The organism is Streptomyces europaeiscabiei (genome assembly GCF_036346855.1).
Taxonomy (GTDB): Bacteria; Actinomycetota; Actinomycetes; order Streptomycetales; family Streptomycetaceae; genus Streptomyces; species Streptomyces europaeiscabiei.
In genome coordinates this window covers 10,550,896-10,565,989 of sequence record NZ_CP107841.1, presented here as the reverse complement: position 1 = coordinate 10,565,989, position 15,094 = coordinate 10,550,896, and the positions used below count along the sequence as shown (strand labels likewise).

At 70.9% G+C, this 15,094-nt stretch carries 10 protein-coding genes; 2 read left to right on the top strand and 8 right to left on the bottom strand.

The window, feature by feature from the left end; genetic code table 11:
- Positions 1 to 43: 43 nt before the first annotated feature.
- The 6 genes from OG858_RS45945 to OG858_RS45920 form a co-directional block, all read right to left on the bottom strand.
- Positions 44 to 868 (bottom strand): ABC transporter ATP-binding protein, encoded by an 825-nt coding sequence (locus OG858_RS45945; RefSeq protein ID WP_086747040.1) that lies wholly within the window; start codon positions 866 to 868, stop codon positions 44 to 46.
- Positions 868 to 2,715, bottom strand: a complete 1,848-nt coding sequence (locus tag OG858_RS45940) for a dipeptide/oligopeptide/nickel ABC transporter permease/ATP-binding protein (protein WP_319268966.1) — start codon at positions 2,713 to 2,715, stop codon at positions 868 to 870. The genes OG858_RS45945 and OG858_RS45940 overlap by 1 nt, the downstream gene beginning before the upstream one ends.
- Entirely contained in the window at positions 2,705 to 3,736 is a 1,032-nt protein-coding gene (locus OG858_RS45935) for an ABC transporter permease (RefSeq protein ID WP_086747038.1), read from the bottom strand. Before OG858_RS45935 ends, OG858_RS45940 begins: the two co-directional genes overlap by 11 nt.
- Positions 3,733 to 5,160, bottom strand: coding sequence for an amidase (locus OG858_RS45930; RefSeq protein ID WP_328543764.1), 1,428 nt, complete (start codon positions 5,158 to 5,160; stop codon positions 3,733 to 3,735). Before OG858_RS45930 ends, OG858_RS45935 begins: the two co-directional genes overlap by 4 nt.
- A gap of 125 nt (positions 5,161 to 5,285) precedes the next feature.
- Complete coding sequence (locus OG858_RS45925) at positions 5,286 to 6,866, bottom strand: ABC transporter substrate-binding protein (RefSeq protein ID WP_328543765.1); 1,581 nt, start codon at positions 6,864 to 6,866, stop codon at positions 5,286 to 5,288.
- Between the two features lie 288 nt (positions 6,867 to 7,154).
- Positions 7,155 to 7,838 carry a TetR/AcrR family transcriptional regulator gene (locus OG858_RS45920; RefSeq protein ID WP_328543766.1) on the bottom strand — a complete coding sequence of 228 codons (684 nt, stop codon included), beginning with the start codon at positions 7,836 to 7,838 and terminating at the stop codon, positions 7,155 to 7,157.
- A gap of 386 nt (positions 7,839 to 8,224) precedes the next feature.
- On the opposite strand from OG858_RS45920, the gene OG858_RS45915 reads away from it, so the two are divergent.
- Entirely contained in the window at positions 8,225 to 8,665 is a 441-nt protein-coding gene (locus OG858_RS45915) for an Lrp/AsnC family transcriptional regulator (RefSeq protein ID WP_037699991.1), read from the top strand.
- Positions 8,666 to 8,715: 50 nt separating this feature from the next.
- On the top strand, positions 8,716 to 11,697 hold the full coding sequence (locus OG858_RS45910) for an aminotransferase (RefSeq protein WP_319315833.1): 2,982 nt from the start codon (positions 8,716 to 8,718) through the stop codon (positions 11,695 to 11,697).
- Between the two features lie 385 nt (positions 11,698 to 12,082).
- Here the strand turns inward: OG858_RS45910 and OG858_RS45905 are convergent, their stop codons facing one another.
- Both OG858_RS45905 and OG858_RS45900 read right to left on the bottom strand, forming a co-directional pair.
- A complete protein-coding gene (locus OG858_RS45905; RefSeq protein ID WP_256960238.1) occupies positions 12,083 to 12,676 on the bottom strand; it encodes a hypothetical protein in 594 nt (197 codons plus the stop codon).
- Positions 12,677 to 13,861: 1,185 nt separating this feature from the next.
- Positions 13,862 to 14,485, bottom strand: coding sequence for a hypothetical protein (locus OG858_RS45900; RefSeq protein ID WP_319268980.1), 624 nt, complete (start codon positions 14,483 to 14,485; stop codon positions 13,862 to 13,864).
- Positions 14,486 to 15,094: the final 609 nt, after the last annotated feature.

The following is a 15,094-nucleotide window of genomic DNA, read 5'->3' as shown; positions in this document are numbered from 1 at the left end:
ATGGGCCGGTCGGCGGGTGCGAAGCCGCACCGCGTCCGGTGGTTCACGCCGTGGCGGACTGATCGTCGAGGCGGAACCTCGGGTCGCCCGGTACGGACGCGAGGAGTCGAGCAGTGTACGGATGGTCCGGCTCGGCGAAGGTGGCTCCGGTCGGGCCGAGTTCGACGAGGTCCCCGTGCAGCAGGACCGCGACCGAGTCGCTCACGTGCCTCACGACGGCCAGGTCGTGTGAGATGAACAGCATCGTGAGCGAGAGCCGCCGGCGCAGATCGGCGAGCAGGTTGAGGATCTCGGCCTGGGTCGTCAGGTCGAGGGCCGAGGTTATCTCGTCGGCGATGACGAACCGGGGACCGGGTGCGAGGGCCCGTGCGATCGCCAGCCGCTGCCGTTGGCCGCCGGAGAACTCGTGCGGGTAGCGGTCCATGCTGTCCGGGTCGAGGCTCACCTGGCCGAGCAGCTCGGCGATCCGGTCCCGGGCCGGTCCGACCCTGGCCCGGACCGGATCGAGTGCCTCGGCGAGCGACTGCGCGACGGTGCGCCGCGGGTCGAACGAGGAGTACGGGTCCTGCGGGATCATCTGGACCGTCGCGGCCCGCGCCCGTCCGCGCGAGGTGCGCAGCGTGGCGCCGTCCACGAGGATCCGGCCGCTCGACGGCCTGTGGACACCGACGAGCGTCCGGGCGAGCGTCGTCTTGCCCGACCCGGACTCTCCGACGAGTGCGAGGGTGCTGCCCCGGGGGATGTCGAACGAGACTCCCTTGAGCACTCTGCGGGCCGCGACGCCGTGGCCGAGCTCGACGGTGAGGTCCTCGACACGCAGCAGCGCGGTGGCCGCCTGCGGGTCCGGTGTGGTGGCGGTGGCGGACATCAGTGGCTCCCTTCCGCGGCCGGGGAGCGGTCCGCGGCTGTGTCGGAGAGGTCGTCCGACGGCGCCCCGCCCGGCTGTGGCGCGTGCGCGTCGGCCGTCCACCGGACGGCGCTGAGGGTTGCACCGGCCTCGACAGCGGCGGGCGTCGCCGCGAGCAACGCGCGGGTGTACGGGTGGGTGACCGTCCCTCGGCGCAGGTCTCCGCCCGTGGTGCGGTCGACGACCCGGCCGCCGTGGAGCACCAGGACGGTGTCGCAGAGCACGCCGACCACGCCGATGTCGTGCGAGATGAACAGCATCGCCGTCCCGTGCTCGCGGTTGATGCGCCGGAACTGGCGCAGCACCTCCGCCTGGACAGTGACGTCGAGGGCCGTCGTCGGCTCGTCGGCGATGAGCAGCCGCGGGTTCGTCGTCATCGCGGAGGCGATCGAGGCGCGTTGGAGCATGCCGCCGCTCAGCTCGTGCGGATGCTGGCGCAGTCGCCGGTCCGGCTCGGTGACGTGGATGTCGGCCAGGGCGCGGACCATGTCCTGCGCGGCCTGACGCCTGGGTGTCCCCAGATGCACCCTGGCCACCTCGGTGAGCTGGGTGCCGAGCCTCAGTGCGGGGTTGAACGTGCCGATCGGGTCCTGGTAGACGATGCCGATCTCGGTCGCGAGGCGGTGCTCCTGCGGTGTCGCGAGCAGGTCGAGGTCGCCGAGAGCAAGGCGTGACGCGTTCGCCCGCACGCCCTCGGGGAGCAGGCCCGCGACCGCCATGGCGATGGTGGACTTGCCCGATCCCGACTCCCCCACGAGGCCGACGATCTGGCCGGCCCCGATGGTGAACGACACGTCGTCGACGAGTGTCCGTTCGCCGGCCCGCACGGTCAGCCCGGCGACGGTCAGCAGGCCGTCCGGCTCCGTGCCGGCCACTGCCACCGCACCGCCCGACGTCTGAGGCGCCTGCGTCGCGCCGTCCTGTGCCGGGGCGGCCGGTCCCGTGGGGTCCGCCGTCCTGGCCGGTGCGGGCGCCGTGCCGCGGGTTCGCGGGTCGACGAGAGAGGCCACGCCGTCTCCGAGGAGCATGGCGCCGACACCGGTGACGATGAGCATGATCGACGGAGCGAGGACGAGCGACGGCTGGGCGAAGATCGACGGCAGCGCCTCGTTGAGCAGCCGGCCCCAGTCGTACTGCGGGTTCTGCACACCGAGGCCGACGAACGACAGGCTGCTGATGTCGAGCAGGGACAGGGTGAAGCTCGAACTGAGGAGCACCAGCAGCGGCCCGCTGATGTTCGGCAGGACATGTCGGCCCAGGATGCGCAGGCCGGGAACGCCGAGCAGGCGTGCGGTGAGGACGTAGTCCTTGTCCGCGACGGTCGCGGCGAGATTCGCCGTCAGACGTGCGAACCCGGGGACGCCGGCGACGGCGATCGCGACGATCGCGGACCCCATGCCCGGTCCGAGCACCGCCGCGATGACGAGGGCGAGGACGAGCGAGGGGAAGGCCACCGCCGAGTCGATGAGCCGCAGACAGGTCTCGCGCAGCCACCCCGGTGCGAGGTGGACCAGCGCGCCGATCGCGACGCCGACGACGAACGAGGCGGCGGTGGCGGCGGCGGCCATGAGCAGCGTGAGCCGGGTCGCGACGAGCGCCCGGGCGAGGACGTCACGGCCGAAGGCGTCGGTGCCGAGGAAATGCTCGGCACCGGGCCCCAGCCGGGTGTCGCCGGTGAGCGTCTCGGCGGAGCCGCTCAGCAGCGGCGGGGCCATGAGGGCGACGAGGAGGAGCAGTCCGAGGATCACGGCGCCGGACAGCAGCGACGGGTTGCGGCGCCATCGGCGCGCGGTCGTGTCAGTGGCCACGACGACCTCCCTCGAGTGTGCGGGGGTCGACGATCCCGAGGACGACGTCGACGAGGAGGTTGACGAGCAGGGCGAGCATGCCGACGACGAGGATGATGCCCTGGATCACCGGATAGTCCTTGTAGATGATCGCCTGGACGACCTCGGTGCCGAGTCCTGGGTAGGTGAAGACGTTCTCCAGGATGATCGTCCCGCCGAGCAGGGACGTGAGGACGAGACCGCTCAGGGTGAGGACACTCGTCACCAGGTTGGGCAGCGCATGGCGCAGGTGGAGACGCACGGGTCCCAGGCGGTGGCCGCGGGCGGTCCTCATGTAGTCCTGGGCGAGCACGGAGGCCGTCTCCTGCCGGACGACCCGGGCGATGGCGAAGGCCGGGCCGATGCAGAGCGCGGCGATCGGCAGGACGAGCGCGCTCGGTGTCGTGGCGCCGCCGGACGGCAGCAGCCCGAGGCTGATCGAGAACAGGACGATGAGGAGCGTCGCGACGACGTAGACCGGCGCCGACGCGAGGAGCCCGGCGAGCGTGCCGAATCCGACGCCGAGCCGGCGGCGGCGCCCGTCACGGGTGAGGACACCGACGGTCATGCCCAGCGGGACGGCGATGGCCAGGGAGAGCAGGACGGCCGGGATGACGAGCTGGACGGTGTACGGCAACCGGGTCGCGATGATGTCCGCGACGGGGGTGTCGAACCGGAACGAGGTGCCGAGCCGTCCGGACGCGATGTCGCCGAGGTAGTGGACGAACCGTGTCGCCAGCGGCTCGTCGAGGCCCAGTCGTTCGCGTATCGCCGCGAGCGTGGCCGGGGACGAGCTGGTGCCGGCGATCGCGCGGGCCGGATCCCCGGGCAGCAGGGGCACGATGAGGAACGTCACGAGGACGAGCAGCAGCATGGACATCAGCAGTCCGCCCGCCCGGCGGACGGCGAACCCGGCCCAGCCACCGCGCAACCGCAGCCGGGGAGCGCGCCTGACGGGTGCGGCCGTCAGCGGCCCGGTCGGGACCGCGGACCCGGCGCTCACAGCGCCCCCGCGAGTGCCGCGTCGTCCGGGTGCCGCTCGTGCCAGCGGAACCGCGGTTCGAGCTGGGCGGACAGGCGCAGCAGCGTCGCCTCGTCGTAGGGCGCGCCGATGAGCTGCGCGCCGACCGGCAGTCCGTCCGCGGTCGTGTGGACGGGCAGCGAGATGGCGGGCAGTCCCGCGATGTTGACGAACGCGGTGAACGAGACCATCCGGGTCTCGGTGGCCCGCGGGCCGTCCGGGTCGGCGTTCGCCTCCTCGTACACGGGGCCGACCGGCGGCGCCACGACCGCCGTGGTCGGGGTGAGGAGAACGTCGAAGTCCCTGCCCCACTGGGCGACCACGCCGCGCGACTCGGCCTGCAGGAGCGCGGCCGTCCGGGCGTAGTCGCCCGCGGTGGCCTCAAGGGCGGTTTCCCGGCGGCGCCGGATGTAGGGGTCCACCGCGTCGGGATCGTCGACCTCGATTGCGTAGGTGGAGGCACTGATGATCGTCCAGGTGAAGCCCATGATCGCCTCGTACGAGAACATCTTCGGGCGTGCCTCGACGACGTCGTGTCCCAGGTCGCGCAGTGCCTGTGCGGCCGTCAGCGCCGCCGTTCGGCACTCCTCGTCGACCGGCAGCCCGGTCGGCGCGTCGAGGAGCAGGCCGATCCGCAGCCGCCCGGGATCGGCGCCGACCTCCTCGATGTACGGGCGGTCCGGTTCGGGCGCGCTGTACCAGGCGAGCCGGTCGGCACGGCCCATGACGTCGAGCATGAGGGCCGCGTCGCGCACGGTGCGGGTGATCGCTCCTGAGGTCGTCGAGTGTTCCCAGCCCCGGACGAACTCGGGCACGCGTCCCCGGCTCGGCTTGAGGCCCACGAGGCCGGTGACGGACGCCGGGACCCGGATCGATCCGCCGCCGTCGCCGGCGTGCGCCACCGGGGCGAGCCCGGCCGCGACGGCCGCCGACGCGCCGCCGCTCGACCCGCCGGAGGTGTGTGCCAGGTTCCACGGGTTGCGTGTCTTGCCGTGCCGGGCGTTCTCGGAGACGGTCAGAGCGCCGAACTCCGGCGAGTTCGTCCGGCCGAGGGGGATCGCGCCGGCGTCGAGGAGGAGCTGGACGTCGGGGTCCGTGACGGTCTGCGGGGTGTCCCGGATCGCCAGTGAGGACATCGTGTTGGGTTGTCCCGCGAGGGAGCTGAGGTCCTTGATGGGGACGGGGACGCCGTGCAACGGGCCGAGCGGATCGCCGCGCAGCACCGCCTGCTCCGCCCGGACGGCCGCCGCGCGCACGGCGTCGGCGTCGAGCCAGACGACGGCGTTGACGGCGGGGTTGATCCGCTCGATGCGGTCGAGGTAGGTCTCGGCCACCTCCACCGGGCTGACCTCTTTGGTGCGTACGAGGTCGGCGATCTGCTGGGCGGTGCTGAAAGGGTCGATCACCAGGGGGCTCCTGTCAGAAAGTGCAAGGGGCTCGGTGCGGGGCGCCGGGGCGGCGCGGGGATTCCGTGTGCCGGACGGCCGGTCCGGCACACGTGGGTCTCCGCCGTGTGCGGGCGGCCCGTCCGTCAGCCGGTGACGCGCAGGATGGGGTCGTCGAGCGAGCCGCCGAGCATCTGTGCGCTGAATCCCTTGCGCAGTGCGTAGATGAACGGGTCGTTGACCAGCGGCACCGCGTCCGCCTGCGAGATCAGGGCCTTGGCGGCCTTCTGGTACGCGGCGCAGCGGGCCTCTTCGGTCGTCGCCTCGGAACCCTGGGCGAAGGCCTTGTTCACTGCGGGGTTCTTCACCGCGCCGAGGTTGCCGCCGCCTTCGGGAACGGTCGCGCCCACGAAGTGGGCGAGCGGGTTGGCGAGGCTGCCGAGGAAGTTGAGGTCGGCGAAGACCGTGAGGTCCCAGGCGTCGGGCTTGCCGAACACGGTCCCGACCCAGGCCCCGACGTCGACGTTGGCGAGGGTGACGTCCGCGCCCGCGGCCCGCAGCGCCTCCTGTATGTACTGGTTTCCGGCGTCGGCCGGCCCGACGACCTGGGGGCCGACGAGGCGAATCTTCTTGCCCTTGAGCACGCCGGCCGCCGCGGCCTTGTCCTTCGGTACGAGGAAGGAGGTGCCGGGGTCGTTGCAGGGGACGCCCTTCTGCACGAACATCGTCGACGGCTCACCCGTGTCCTTCGAGACGACCTTGGTGAAGGCGGCGCGGTCGACGGCCTGGGCGACGGCCCGGCGGGCGGCGACGTCCGCGAAGACCGTGCCGGGTCGTTCGTTGAAGAGCAGGTAGAAGTCGGAGAACCGGCTGATGCTCACACTGTGGCCGCCCACGCCGTCGAAGCGCGGGATGCCGGAGGCGTCGATCTTGCCGATGTCCAGCTGGCCGCTCGTCACGAGATTGCCGGTCGCCGTGGGGTCGGGCGAGACGAGGTACTCCAGCGTCGAGGCGACCTTGCCGGAGATCTTCGTGCGCCAGGCCGGCCATGCCTTGTACTCCGGGCGAAGCGTGTAGGAGTACGAGACGCCGGACTGGGACTTCTCAAGAAGGTACGGGCCGGACTGGGAGCCCTTGGCCTTACCGGCGGCCAGGGCTTTGAGGTCCTTGAGTCCCGCCGGGCAGACGATGCCCGTGCTGGCGACCGACAGGCCGGTGACCATGTCGCCCCACGGCCTGGTGAGCGTGATCTTCACCGTGCGCGCCGCGTCGTCGGCGGTCACTTTCACCTTGTTGCCGGGGCCGAAGACCGTGGGGAGATCGGGCGCCGCCGTCTTCGGGTCGATGTAGCGGTCCAGGGAGCCCTTGACGACCGTCGGCGTGATCGGCGTCCCGTCGGCGCAGGTCGCGTCGGCGCGCAGGGTGAACGTGGCCGACGTCGGTGTGTTCTTCCACTTGGTGGCGAGCCCGCCGACGAGCCCGCCGTCGTCCTTGCGCACGAGGGTGTCGTAACTGTTCCGGGCGAGCTGGTAGTCCGGCAGGGACAGGGCCTTGGCCGGGTCGAAGCCCGCCGGTACGTCGATCGTCGTCCGGATCCTCGCCGCCGCGGCGGCACCGCCGCCGCTCGGGTCTCCGGACGTCGATCCCGTGGTGGTACAGCCGGCGAGTACGGCCGTCATGGCGACGGCTGCGGTCACGGGGACCGCGCGGGTACGGGTCTGGCGCATGGGTGCTCCTGGAGAGGATGTCGCGCTCTGCGCAGGTCGCGCGGGATCGGGCGGGACGAGCGCGAGCAGTTCGGGGCGGAGGCGGTGCGCGCGGCGCTCGTTGGACGCCGCATGTGAACGAGCCGTGGAGCACTCGGTGTGGAGAGGATGCCGCCAAGTGAACGGCGTAGTCAATAGCGTTAACTATCTTTGCGCGTGCCAGTCCTGCCGCCGATTTCGGCGGCGCGATCGCTACTGGGTGATGGCCGCGAAGACAGACGCGTGTCAGTCCCGCGGGAGCGTCGCGCGTCAGTCGCGCGGGAGCGCCGCCGCTTCTGCCTCAAGGGCCGCGAGGACGATGTCGATCTGCCGGTGGAAGACGTCGGTCATGTCGATGCTGCGCAGGTGCTCCTTCGCCGCCTCGGCGTAGGGGTACGCGTCAGGATCCGCCGGCTGGTACTCCTGCACCCAGTTCGTCTCCGCGCCGAACCGCTGGTTGACGAGTCGCCAGGCGTTGTTGCTCGCGACGGCGAGGAGGAAGTTCGAGAACGCCTGGTAGTACAGGACGGCCGCCCGGCCGCGCCAGCCGCCGCGGTGGAACGCTTCCAGGCAGGCGTCGACGGCACGCAGCTCGTGAACGCCCCGGGTGACTCTCCCCATGCAGAGCGCGGCTGCCGCCGGGTGGTCCAGCGCGGTGTCCCAGGCACGGACTGCCAGGTCCCGCAGCGACTCGGCCCACGACTCGTGCGGCTCGTACCCCTCCAGGGAGATCCTGTCCAGCTCATCCGCGACGGCCACCATGATGTGGTCGCGACTCGCGAAGTACCGGTAGACCGCGGTCGCGGAGGAGGACAGCTCCTTGCCGAGCCGCTGGAAGGTCAGCGCGTCCGGCCCGTCCTCGTCGAGGATCCGCAGCGCGGTCTCCACGATGAGCCCCTGGGAAAGGGTTCCCCGCTGGAGCCGCTTCGGCGACCGCCCCCCAGCAACTGCCACGCGAACGCCTTCCTCGGACGGACGGCGAGCGCACACGCTGCCGCAACCTGCGTCTCCTTACCGGCGACAAGGAACCAGCCTATGCGACTGATGTCGAGCGGATCGCTCAGGGCCCGGTCACCGGGGTGGCCGTGGCCACCGGCCGTCCCTCCGGTCACTGTCTCGACAACAGAGGGGCGAGCGCGGTCGCGGACGAGTCGGGAACGGAAGACGGTCCAACTGCCTGCTCCTGACACTTCGCAGAGATTGAAGGCGGGGCAGCCGATTCAGAAGCCGCGCATACGCTAGATTCCATCGTCATCACACTTGAATCAAGCACATTTATCCGTCATGGTGCTTGAAACGAGCACGGTGCCTGCCGTTCACGCAGGAGGGAGAGGTGCCTCATGGACGACATCGACCGGGCCATCCTGCGGGAGCTGCAGGTCGACGGCCGGATCCCTTACGCCGATCTGGGTCCGAAGGTGGGGTTGTCACCCTCGGCCGCGAGGCACCGGCTGCAGCGGCTGATCGACACCCATGCGGTACAGGTCGTCGGAGTGACCGACCCGATGACCATGGGCCAGCAGACAATGGCGCTGCTGGGCCTGCGCATCGACGGTGATCCCCGGGCGGTCGCCGATGAACTGTCCCGGCACGACGAGGTCGTGTACACGGTCCTGACGGCCGGCGGCTTCGATCTGTTCGTGGAGGTGGTGTGCCCTCAGCCTCGGGATCTTCTGGACTTCATCAACGATGTCGTGCGGCCCGTCGAGGGGGTCGCATCCGTGGAGAACTTCCCCTACTTCGCGATTCACACGCACCGCTTCCTGTGGCACGTCGACTGAGGCATCCGAGCGTCCGAGCCCTGCCTGCCCGTACCAACCGAGGAACCCGCATGCTGCCCGACGAGTACCGCACGATCGACTTCTTCACCGAGGGCGCCCTTCCCGCGCCCCGCACGACGGCGGCCGAGGCTGAGCTCATCGCCGCCGAACACCTCGGCATCACCGCTCGCGCGCAGGCGCTGGGCAGCCAGCAGGACGCCAACTTCCTGCTGCACGCCGACGACGGGACGCCCGCGACGATTCTGAAGATCGCCAACCCCGCCTTCGACACGGTGGAGATCGAAGCCCAGGACGCGGCAGCAGACCTGATCGCCTCGGCCCGTCCGGAACTGCGCGTCGCCACGGTCCTGCGCAGCCCCGACGGCTCCCCGCGGCGCACGACGGTGGACACCGAGAGCGGTCCCGCCGTCGCACGCCTGCTGCGCTACCTGCCCGGCGGCACGCTCTCAGGACCACGGCACCTGTCCCCCGGCACCGTGGCGGGCATGGGCACGATCGCCGGAAAGGTCAGCACCGCCCTGCGCGACTTCCGGCACCCGGGCCTCGACCGCGTACTCCAGTGGGACCCGCAGCACGCCGATCGTGTCGTCGCCAAGCTCGCCGGGCACATCGACGAACCCGACCGGCGCACCGCCGTCCAGACATCGACCGCCGAAGCCTGGGCGCATGTCCAGAAGCTCGCCGCCGCGCTGCCGTCGCAGGCCGTGCACCTGGACCTCACCGACGACAACCTGATCCGCTGCCCCGACAGCCGTCCGCCCATGCCGGACGGGGTCATCGACTTCGGTGACGTGACCACGAGCTGGGCGGTCGGCGAACTCGCCGTGTCACTGTCCTCGATACTCCACCACGACGGTATCGAGCCTCACCACGTGCTGCCGGCCGTCCGCGCCTTCCACGCCGTGCGGCCGCTCTCACCCGAGGAAGCCGAGGCGGTGTGGCCGCTCGTGGTCCTGCGCGCCGCAGTCCTGGTGGCCAGCGGGCGGCACCAGGCCGCCGTCGACGGGGACAACGCCTATGCCAGGGCCGCGCTCGACCGCGAATGGCGCGTCTTCGAACAGGCCACCTGGCTGCCCCTGCCCGTGATGACCCGCCTCATCAGTGACGCGACCGGCACGGCCGACGCGTCGCCTGCCCGCACTGCCCGCACTGCCCGGACCGATGCGCCGGTGCGCCCGCTCCTGCGGGACCTCGTCGCCGACGACATCACCCTCCTCGACCTGTCCACCGACGCCGATTCCATGGACCACGGAGCCTGGATGGACGCCGGCACCGAGGACCGGCTGGTGACCTCCGCGCTGGCCGACGGAGCGGCCGCCGTCGCCACCCGGTACGCCCGTGCGCGACTCACTCGGACATCGGCGCTGTCGGCGGTGTCCACGGCCACGGTGCCCACCGGAATGGACCTCTGGCTCGGCCGGTATGCCGTGGTGCAGATGCCCGCCGCGGGAAAGGTCCTCGCTGCGGCGCCGGGCCACGTGGAACTCACCTACGGCACGCACACGCTGTCGCTGACCTTTCCCCGCGCGATCCAGCCCGTGGTCACCACCGGTGCGACGGTGCGGGCGGGAGACGACATCACCCACCTCAGCCCCGGCGCCTCGGTCCACGTTGCCCTGCGCGCCGCCGACAGCCCCGCCGCGCCACGCCTGGTCCGCCCCGAGTACGCAGCCGGCTGGCTCGCGCTCACCGCCGACCCCGCCCCGCTCCTCGGCCTCCCGGCCGCCTACGACCGTACGCGCGAGAGGGACCTGCTCGACCGGCGTGACGCCGCGTTCGCCACCGTGCAGGAGCACTACTACGCCGACCCTCCTCGCATCGAACGTGGCTGGCGTCACCATCTCCTGTCCACCGACGGCCGGTCGTACCTCGACATCGTCAACAACGTCACCCCGTTGGGCCACGCCCACCCCCGCGTCGAGCAGGCGGTCTCCCGGCAGTTGCGGCGTCTCAACACCAACTCGCGTTTCCACTACGCCTCCGTGGTGGAGTTCACCGAACGCCTCGCCGCCCTTCTCCCCGATCCTCTGGACACGGTGTTCCTCGTCAACTCCGGTTCGGAGGCGGTGGACCTGGGCCTTCGCCTGGCCATCGGAGCCTCCGGCAGGCACGACGTCGTCGCGCTGCGCGAGGCGTACCACGGCTGGACGTACGCCTCCGACGCGGTCTCCACCTCGCTCCAGGACAACCCCAACGCCCTGGCCACCCGCCCCAGCTGGGTGCACACCGTGGACTCGCCCAACTCCTACCGCGGCCGCCACCGCGGGGCGGATGCCGTGCGTTACGCACCCGAGGCCGTCGCGGTGATCGACGAACTGGCCGCCGCCGGCCGTCCGGCGGGAGCATTCATCGGCGAGACCTTCTACGGCAACGCCGGAGGAGTCGCCCTTCCCGACGGTTATCTCGCTCAGGTGTACGCGGCGGTACGGCGTCACGGCGGCCTGGCCGTCGCCGACGAGGTCCAGGTCGGATACGGCCGCCTGGGACACTGGTTCTGGGGCTTCGAGCAGCAGCAGGTCGTCCCCGACGTCGTCTGTGTCGCCAAGGCCATGGGCAACGGACACCCTCTCGGCGCCGTCATCACGTCTCGGGCGGTCGCGGACCGGTACCGCGACCAGGGCTACTTCTTCTCCTCCACCGGCGGCAGCCCCGTCTCCAGCATGGTGGGGCTCACCGTTCTGGACGCCCTGCGCGACGAGGATCTCCAAGGCAACGCGGCGCGCGTCGGCGAGCATCTGAGAGGCCGGCTCGAAGCACTGGGTGACCGCTACGACATCATCGGCGCCGTCCACGGCTCGGGCCTCTACCTCGGACTCGAACTCGTCCGGGACCGCGCCGGCCTGGAACCCGCCACGGAAGAGACCGCCGAACTCTGCGACCGCATGCTCGACCTCGGCGTGATCGTCCAGCCCACCGGGGACCACCTCAACATCCTCAAGATCAAGCCACCTCTGTGCCTCGACACCACCGCGGCCGACTTCTTCGCCGACATGCTCGACCTGGCCCTCACCCAACTCGGCCACTCCCGCTGACGCAACACATCCGCAGGCCGGGTCCCGGCGGCGTGTACGGCATGCGTCCGAGCCGGTGGACGCCCAGGTGAAACGTTCCTGGTTCGGTAGGCACTGGGGACTGACCCGTCGACGCCGGTCTCACACTCCCGTACAGCAACGGCCCACCGAGGGCACCAACATCAAGGCCTCGGCGTCACGAACGTGCACATGCAGCGCCCCCACGGCATTCCGGCCAGAGTGAACAGCGCCACGAGCACAACTACGGCGGCATCCCGCACCAGAGCGCTTGGGCAGGGTGAGCAGAAAGGTGCGCTACCTCACGGCCAAGAGCCCGTTCACCGGGTTCCTGCCGCACCGCACGCCACGCCGACCGGCCGACCAGGGGCCCTGGGCCCAACGTCGGCTACAGATCGTCAAACCCGTCGGCACGGCTCCATCGCAGGGTGGTGTTCCTCTTGAAGACGACCTCGCTCCCGTCGTCGGAGACGGTAGCCCGCTCCCAACCGTCGAAATCCTTCGTGACGTTGATGTCCCACTTGGTCAGGCTGTCCACGCCGACGGCCGCGATGGACTCCGCCGGGGGTTCTCCGTCGTTGCAGTAGGGGCCGAAGTCCGCGATCGCCGCGACGGTCCCGCCCATTGCCCGGAGCTCGATGCCCTGGCATGCGTCGGCCTCGGTGCGGTGGATGACCGTCGCTTCGGTCCACGCCTTCGCGCGAGGACTGTAGTGCTGCTCGACGAGCCCTCTGTTCCGCAGGTAGTACATGGCCACCCGGCGACCGTCGTCGAGTTTCACCTCGGCGTTGTAGGGACTGCGACCGCCGTTCCAGGGAAGGTCGCTCTTCCGCAGCTCGGAGGTGTACTCCGAGGAATCCTGCGAGGCGCCCCGGGAGGCGTCGTCCGCCGCCGAGTCCGGGTGACCACATGCCACCACGGCCCCCATCACCCACACCGACGCCGATCCCCAGGCCAGTATCCGACTGCCGGGCTTACGCATACGTGTCTCCCATCACCTCACCGCAGCATAGGTGTTCAGCGGAAACGGGCCGACCGATCCCCGGGAGCCGTTGCGTGATCGCGATCCGTCCGGAGCGCCGTACCGCGCGCGGAGGGGAGTTGGGTTGGACATCCCGTTCGTACAGGAGCGAACGCAGTGCAGGCACGATGCCGGTGATCATGTGAGTGTCGAAGTCCCATCGCCGAGGTCGAGGCCCACCAGGCGGGCGCTGACACGGTGTTCGCCGACACGGCGGTCGGCGGCGGTCTCGGTGAGGGGTAGCCGGAGCGGCGCAGGATCTCGGCCCAGTGCAGGGACCGACGGCGCGGGGACCTCGCACGCGGAGTTCGCGCGGCGGATGATGGACGTCACCGCCGTGTGGCCGTGGGGAGCAGCGGCAGCCAGGAGTCCGGCACCCGCGTGGAAAGGCCGGTAGCGCAGCATCGAGTCGCTCCGCGGCCGTACTCCCGTCGCTGCCGTGGGCGGCGTGCGGGCGCCGGGTCACCCGTCGGCCCACGCGGGGAAGTTCGACGGCGAAGAGTCGGAACGGAGTCGCGGTGGTCAGCAGGGTGCGTCGGCCGCGGCCTCCCCGGCCGGGGCGACCTGGCGGAGACCAGCCTCGCCCGCGTTCCGCGAGCCGACAGCGGAGAGGGCACTCGCCGCCCCCAGCAGTCTGCTGCTCGGCAGTACGACGACGGTCGGCTTCAGTACACCGGCCGCACCACCACCCTCGCCCGGACAGCGAGCAGCACGGTCGGCGGGCTACTCGCCATGACGTGGGCAGAGTCCTTGCCACCGGCGAGGCGTTCAGCCGCCCCGCCCACCACAAGGTCGGCACGAAACCACGTCGAACTGGATGAATGACAAGGTGAGTGCCTGTTCCATATCTCCGGTTCTGAGTAGCCTTGGCGTCTAGGCTGGTTGTGTGTCCGAGGACGCCGGGCAGGCCGGAATACGGTGTGCGAGGGCTGCGGTGAACGGCTGAGGCCGGGAACACGGCCGGATGCGGTGTTCTGTTCGGCGACATGTCGGGCCAGGCAGTCGAGGCGGTCCCCCGGGCGGGGTGCCAGGGGGACTTGGCCGACGTACGAACGGTCCCCGCCCCGGGGCATGACTGGTACGGCCCATCCTTCCGGCCCACTGTGGCGGGCCGGAAGGCCCTGGCACTTTCCGGTGGCCGGCCGGTCAGTACAGCTTGTTGACGGCCGTGGTCGTGGTCTTCTTGAAGGCGGCCACGGGGGCGTTCACGAGGTCGCCCATCTGTCCCCACTGGACGACGGTGACGGTCCTGCCGTCCCGCCCGACCGACAGCAGGGCGACGTCGTTGGCACCCCAGGACGTCTCGGTGTTCAGGCCGCGGACGTGGGCGCCCTCCTCGACCGGCAGCGTGCCGTAGTCCCGGCCCTCGGCGTCGACGTCCGGGTCGTTCTCCTCGAGGCGGTCGGCGCAGGTGCGGATCAGGTCGTCGTAGTGCTTCGCCAGGGCCTTGGCCTGGGCGGCTGTGCCCGTCACGACGGTCAGCTGCACAGCGCTGGTGTCCAGGTCGGTCCGGAACTCCCGGTGCCGGTAGTCGTAGTCGAGCACGCCCTCCGTGCTCACACAGAGGCCGAGTGCCTCCGGGAACCCCTCGGTGACCGGCCCGGCGGTCCAGGACGACGTCGGGTGCGGCGGCAGCTGGGACGCCGACAGGAACGTGGGCGCGGCAGCCTTCGTCGCGGCGCCCGCGGCCGGCGCCGTGAGGAGGGTGCCCGCCGCGAGGGCGGCGACGGCGAGTGCGGTGAGAGCGCTCGTTCGGATGCGCATGGACATGGGTGTTCCCCCGTGTGGATGAGTGCGTGGACATGGATGCCGCGGCGAGGCCGGCTGGTCGGGCCGGGCCCGGTCGGTGCGGCACCAAAAGCATCAACGGTCACAGCGGCCGGGCGCAACAGCCGACGGCCGATCGGGCAGGCTGGAACCATCCCAGCCCCTGTGACCTGCAGTTACATGGATGCCTGGGATACCGTCCCGGGCCGGGTGGGGTCGCACGAGGACGGGGGACCTCTGTCAGCGCAGAACGACGGCATCCACGAGGTGGCGGATTTGGCGGCGCTGCTACGGGCGCGGCGCGTTCATCTTCGCGAGCTGACGGCTCCGCCGCTCTGCCCTCTCAACCGTTCTTGCGCCTCGTCAACGGCTGTCGAGCGACGTTGTGGGCCTTCATCTGCGTCCGCCTCTCCCTCTCCCAGACCGTCGATGTCTCGCTCGACTTCCTCTACCGCTGCACCGAACTCCACCGACGGGTCGAGCAGCTCAGGGCCCAGCAGCGAAGCCACCCGCCACAGCCAGCCGCGCAGCCGCGCAGCCGCCCGACGACTCGCCCAGCAGCGTCGTGCGCACCCTCACCGCCCAGCTTCCGAGCTCAAACGGCGGCACCGC

What these genes read in the sequence shown, in the direction of transcription:
- OG858_RS45945 (WP_086747040.1), bottom strand. Translation starts at nt 868, where the DNA reads ATGTCCGCCACCGCCACCACACCGGACCCGCAGGCGGCCACCGCGCTG.
- OG858_RS45925 (WP_328543765.1), bottom strand. Translation starts at nt 6,866, where the DNA reads ATGCGCCAGACCCGTACCCGCGCGGTCCCCGTGACCGCAGCCGTCGCC.
- OG858_RS45915 (WP_037699991.1), top strand. Translation starts at nt 8,225, where the DNA reads ATGGACGACATCGACCGGGCCATCCTGCGGGAGCTGCAGGTCGACGGC.
- OG858_RS45910 (WP_319315833.1), top strand. Translation starts at nt 8,716, where the DNA reads ATGCTGCCCGACGAGTACCGCACGATCGACTTCTTCACCGAGGGCGCC.
- OG858_RS45905 (WP_256960238.1), bottom strand. Translation starts at nt 12,676, where the DNA reads ATGCGTAAGCCCGGCAGTCGGATACTGGCCTGGGGATCGGCGTCGGTG.
- OG858_RS45900 (WP_319268980.1), bottom strand. Translation starts at nt 14,485, where the DNA reads ATGTCCATGCGCATCCGAACGAGCGCTCTCACCGCACTCGCCGTCGCC.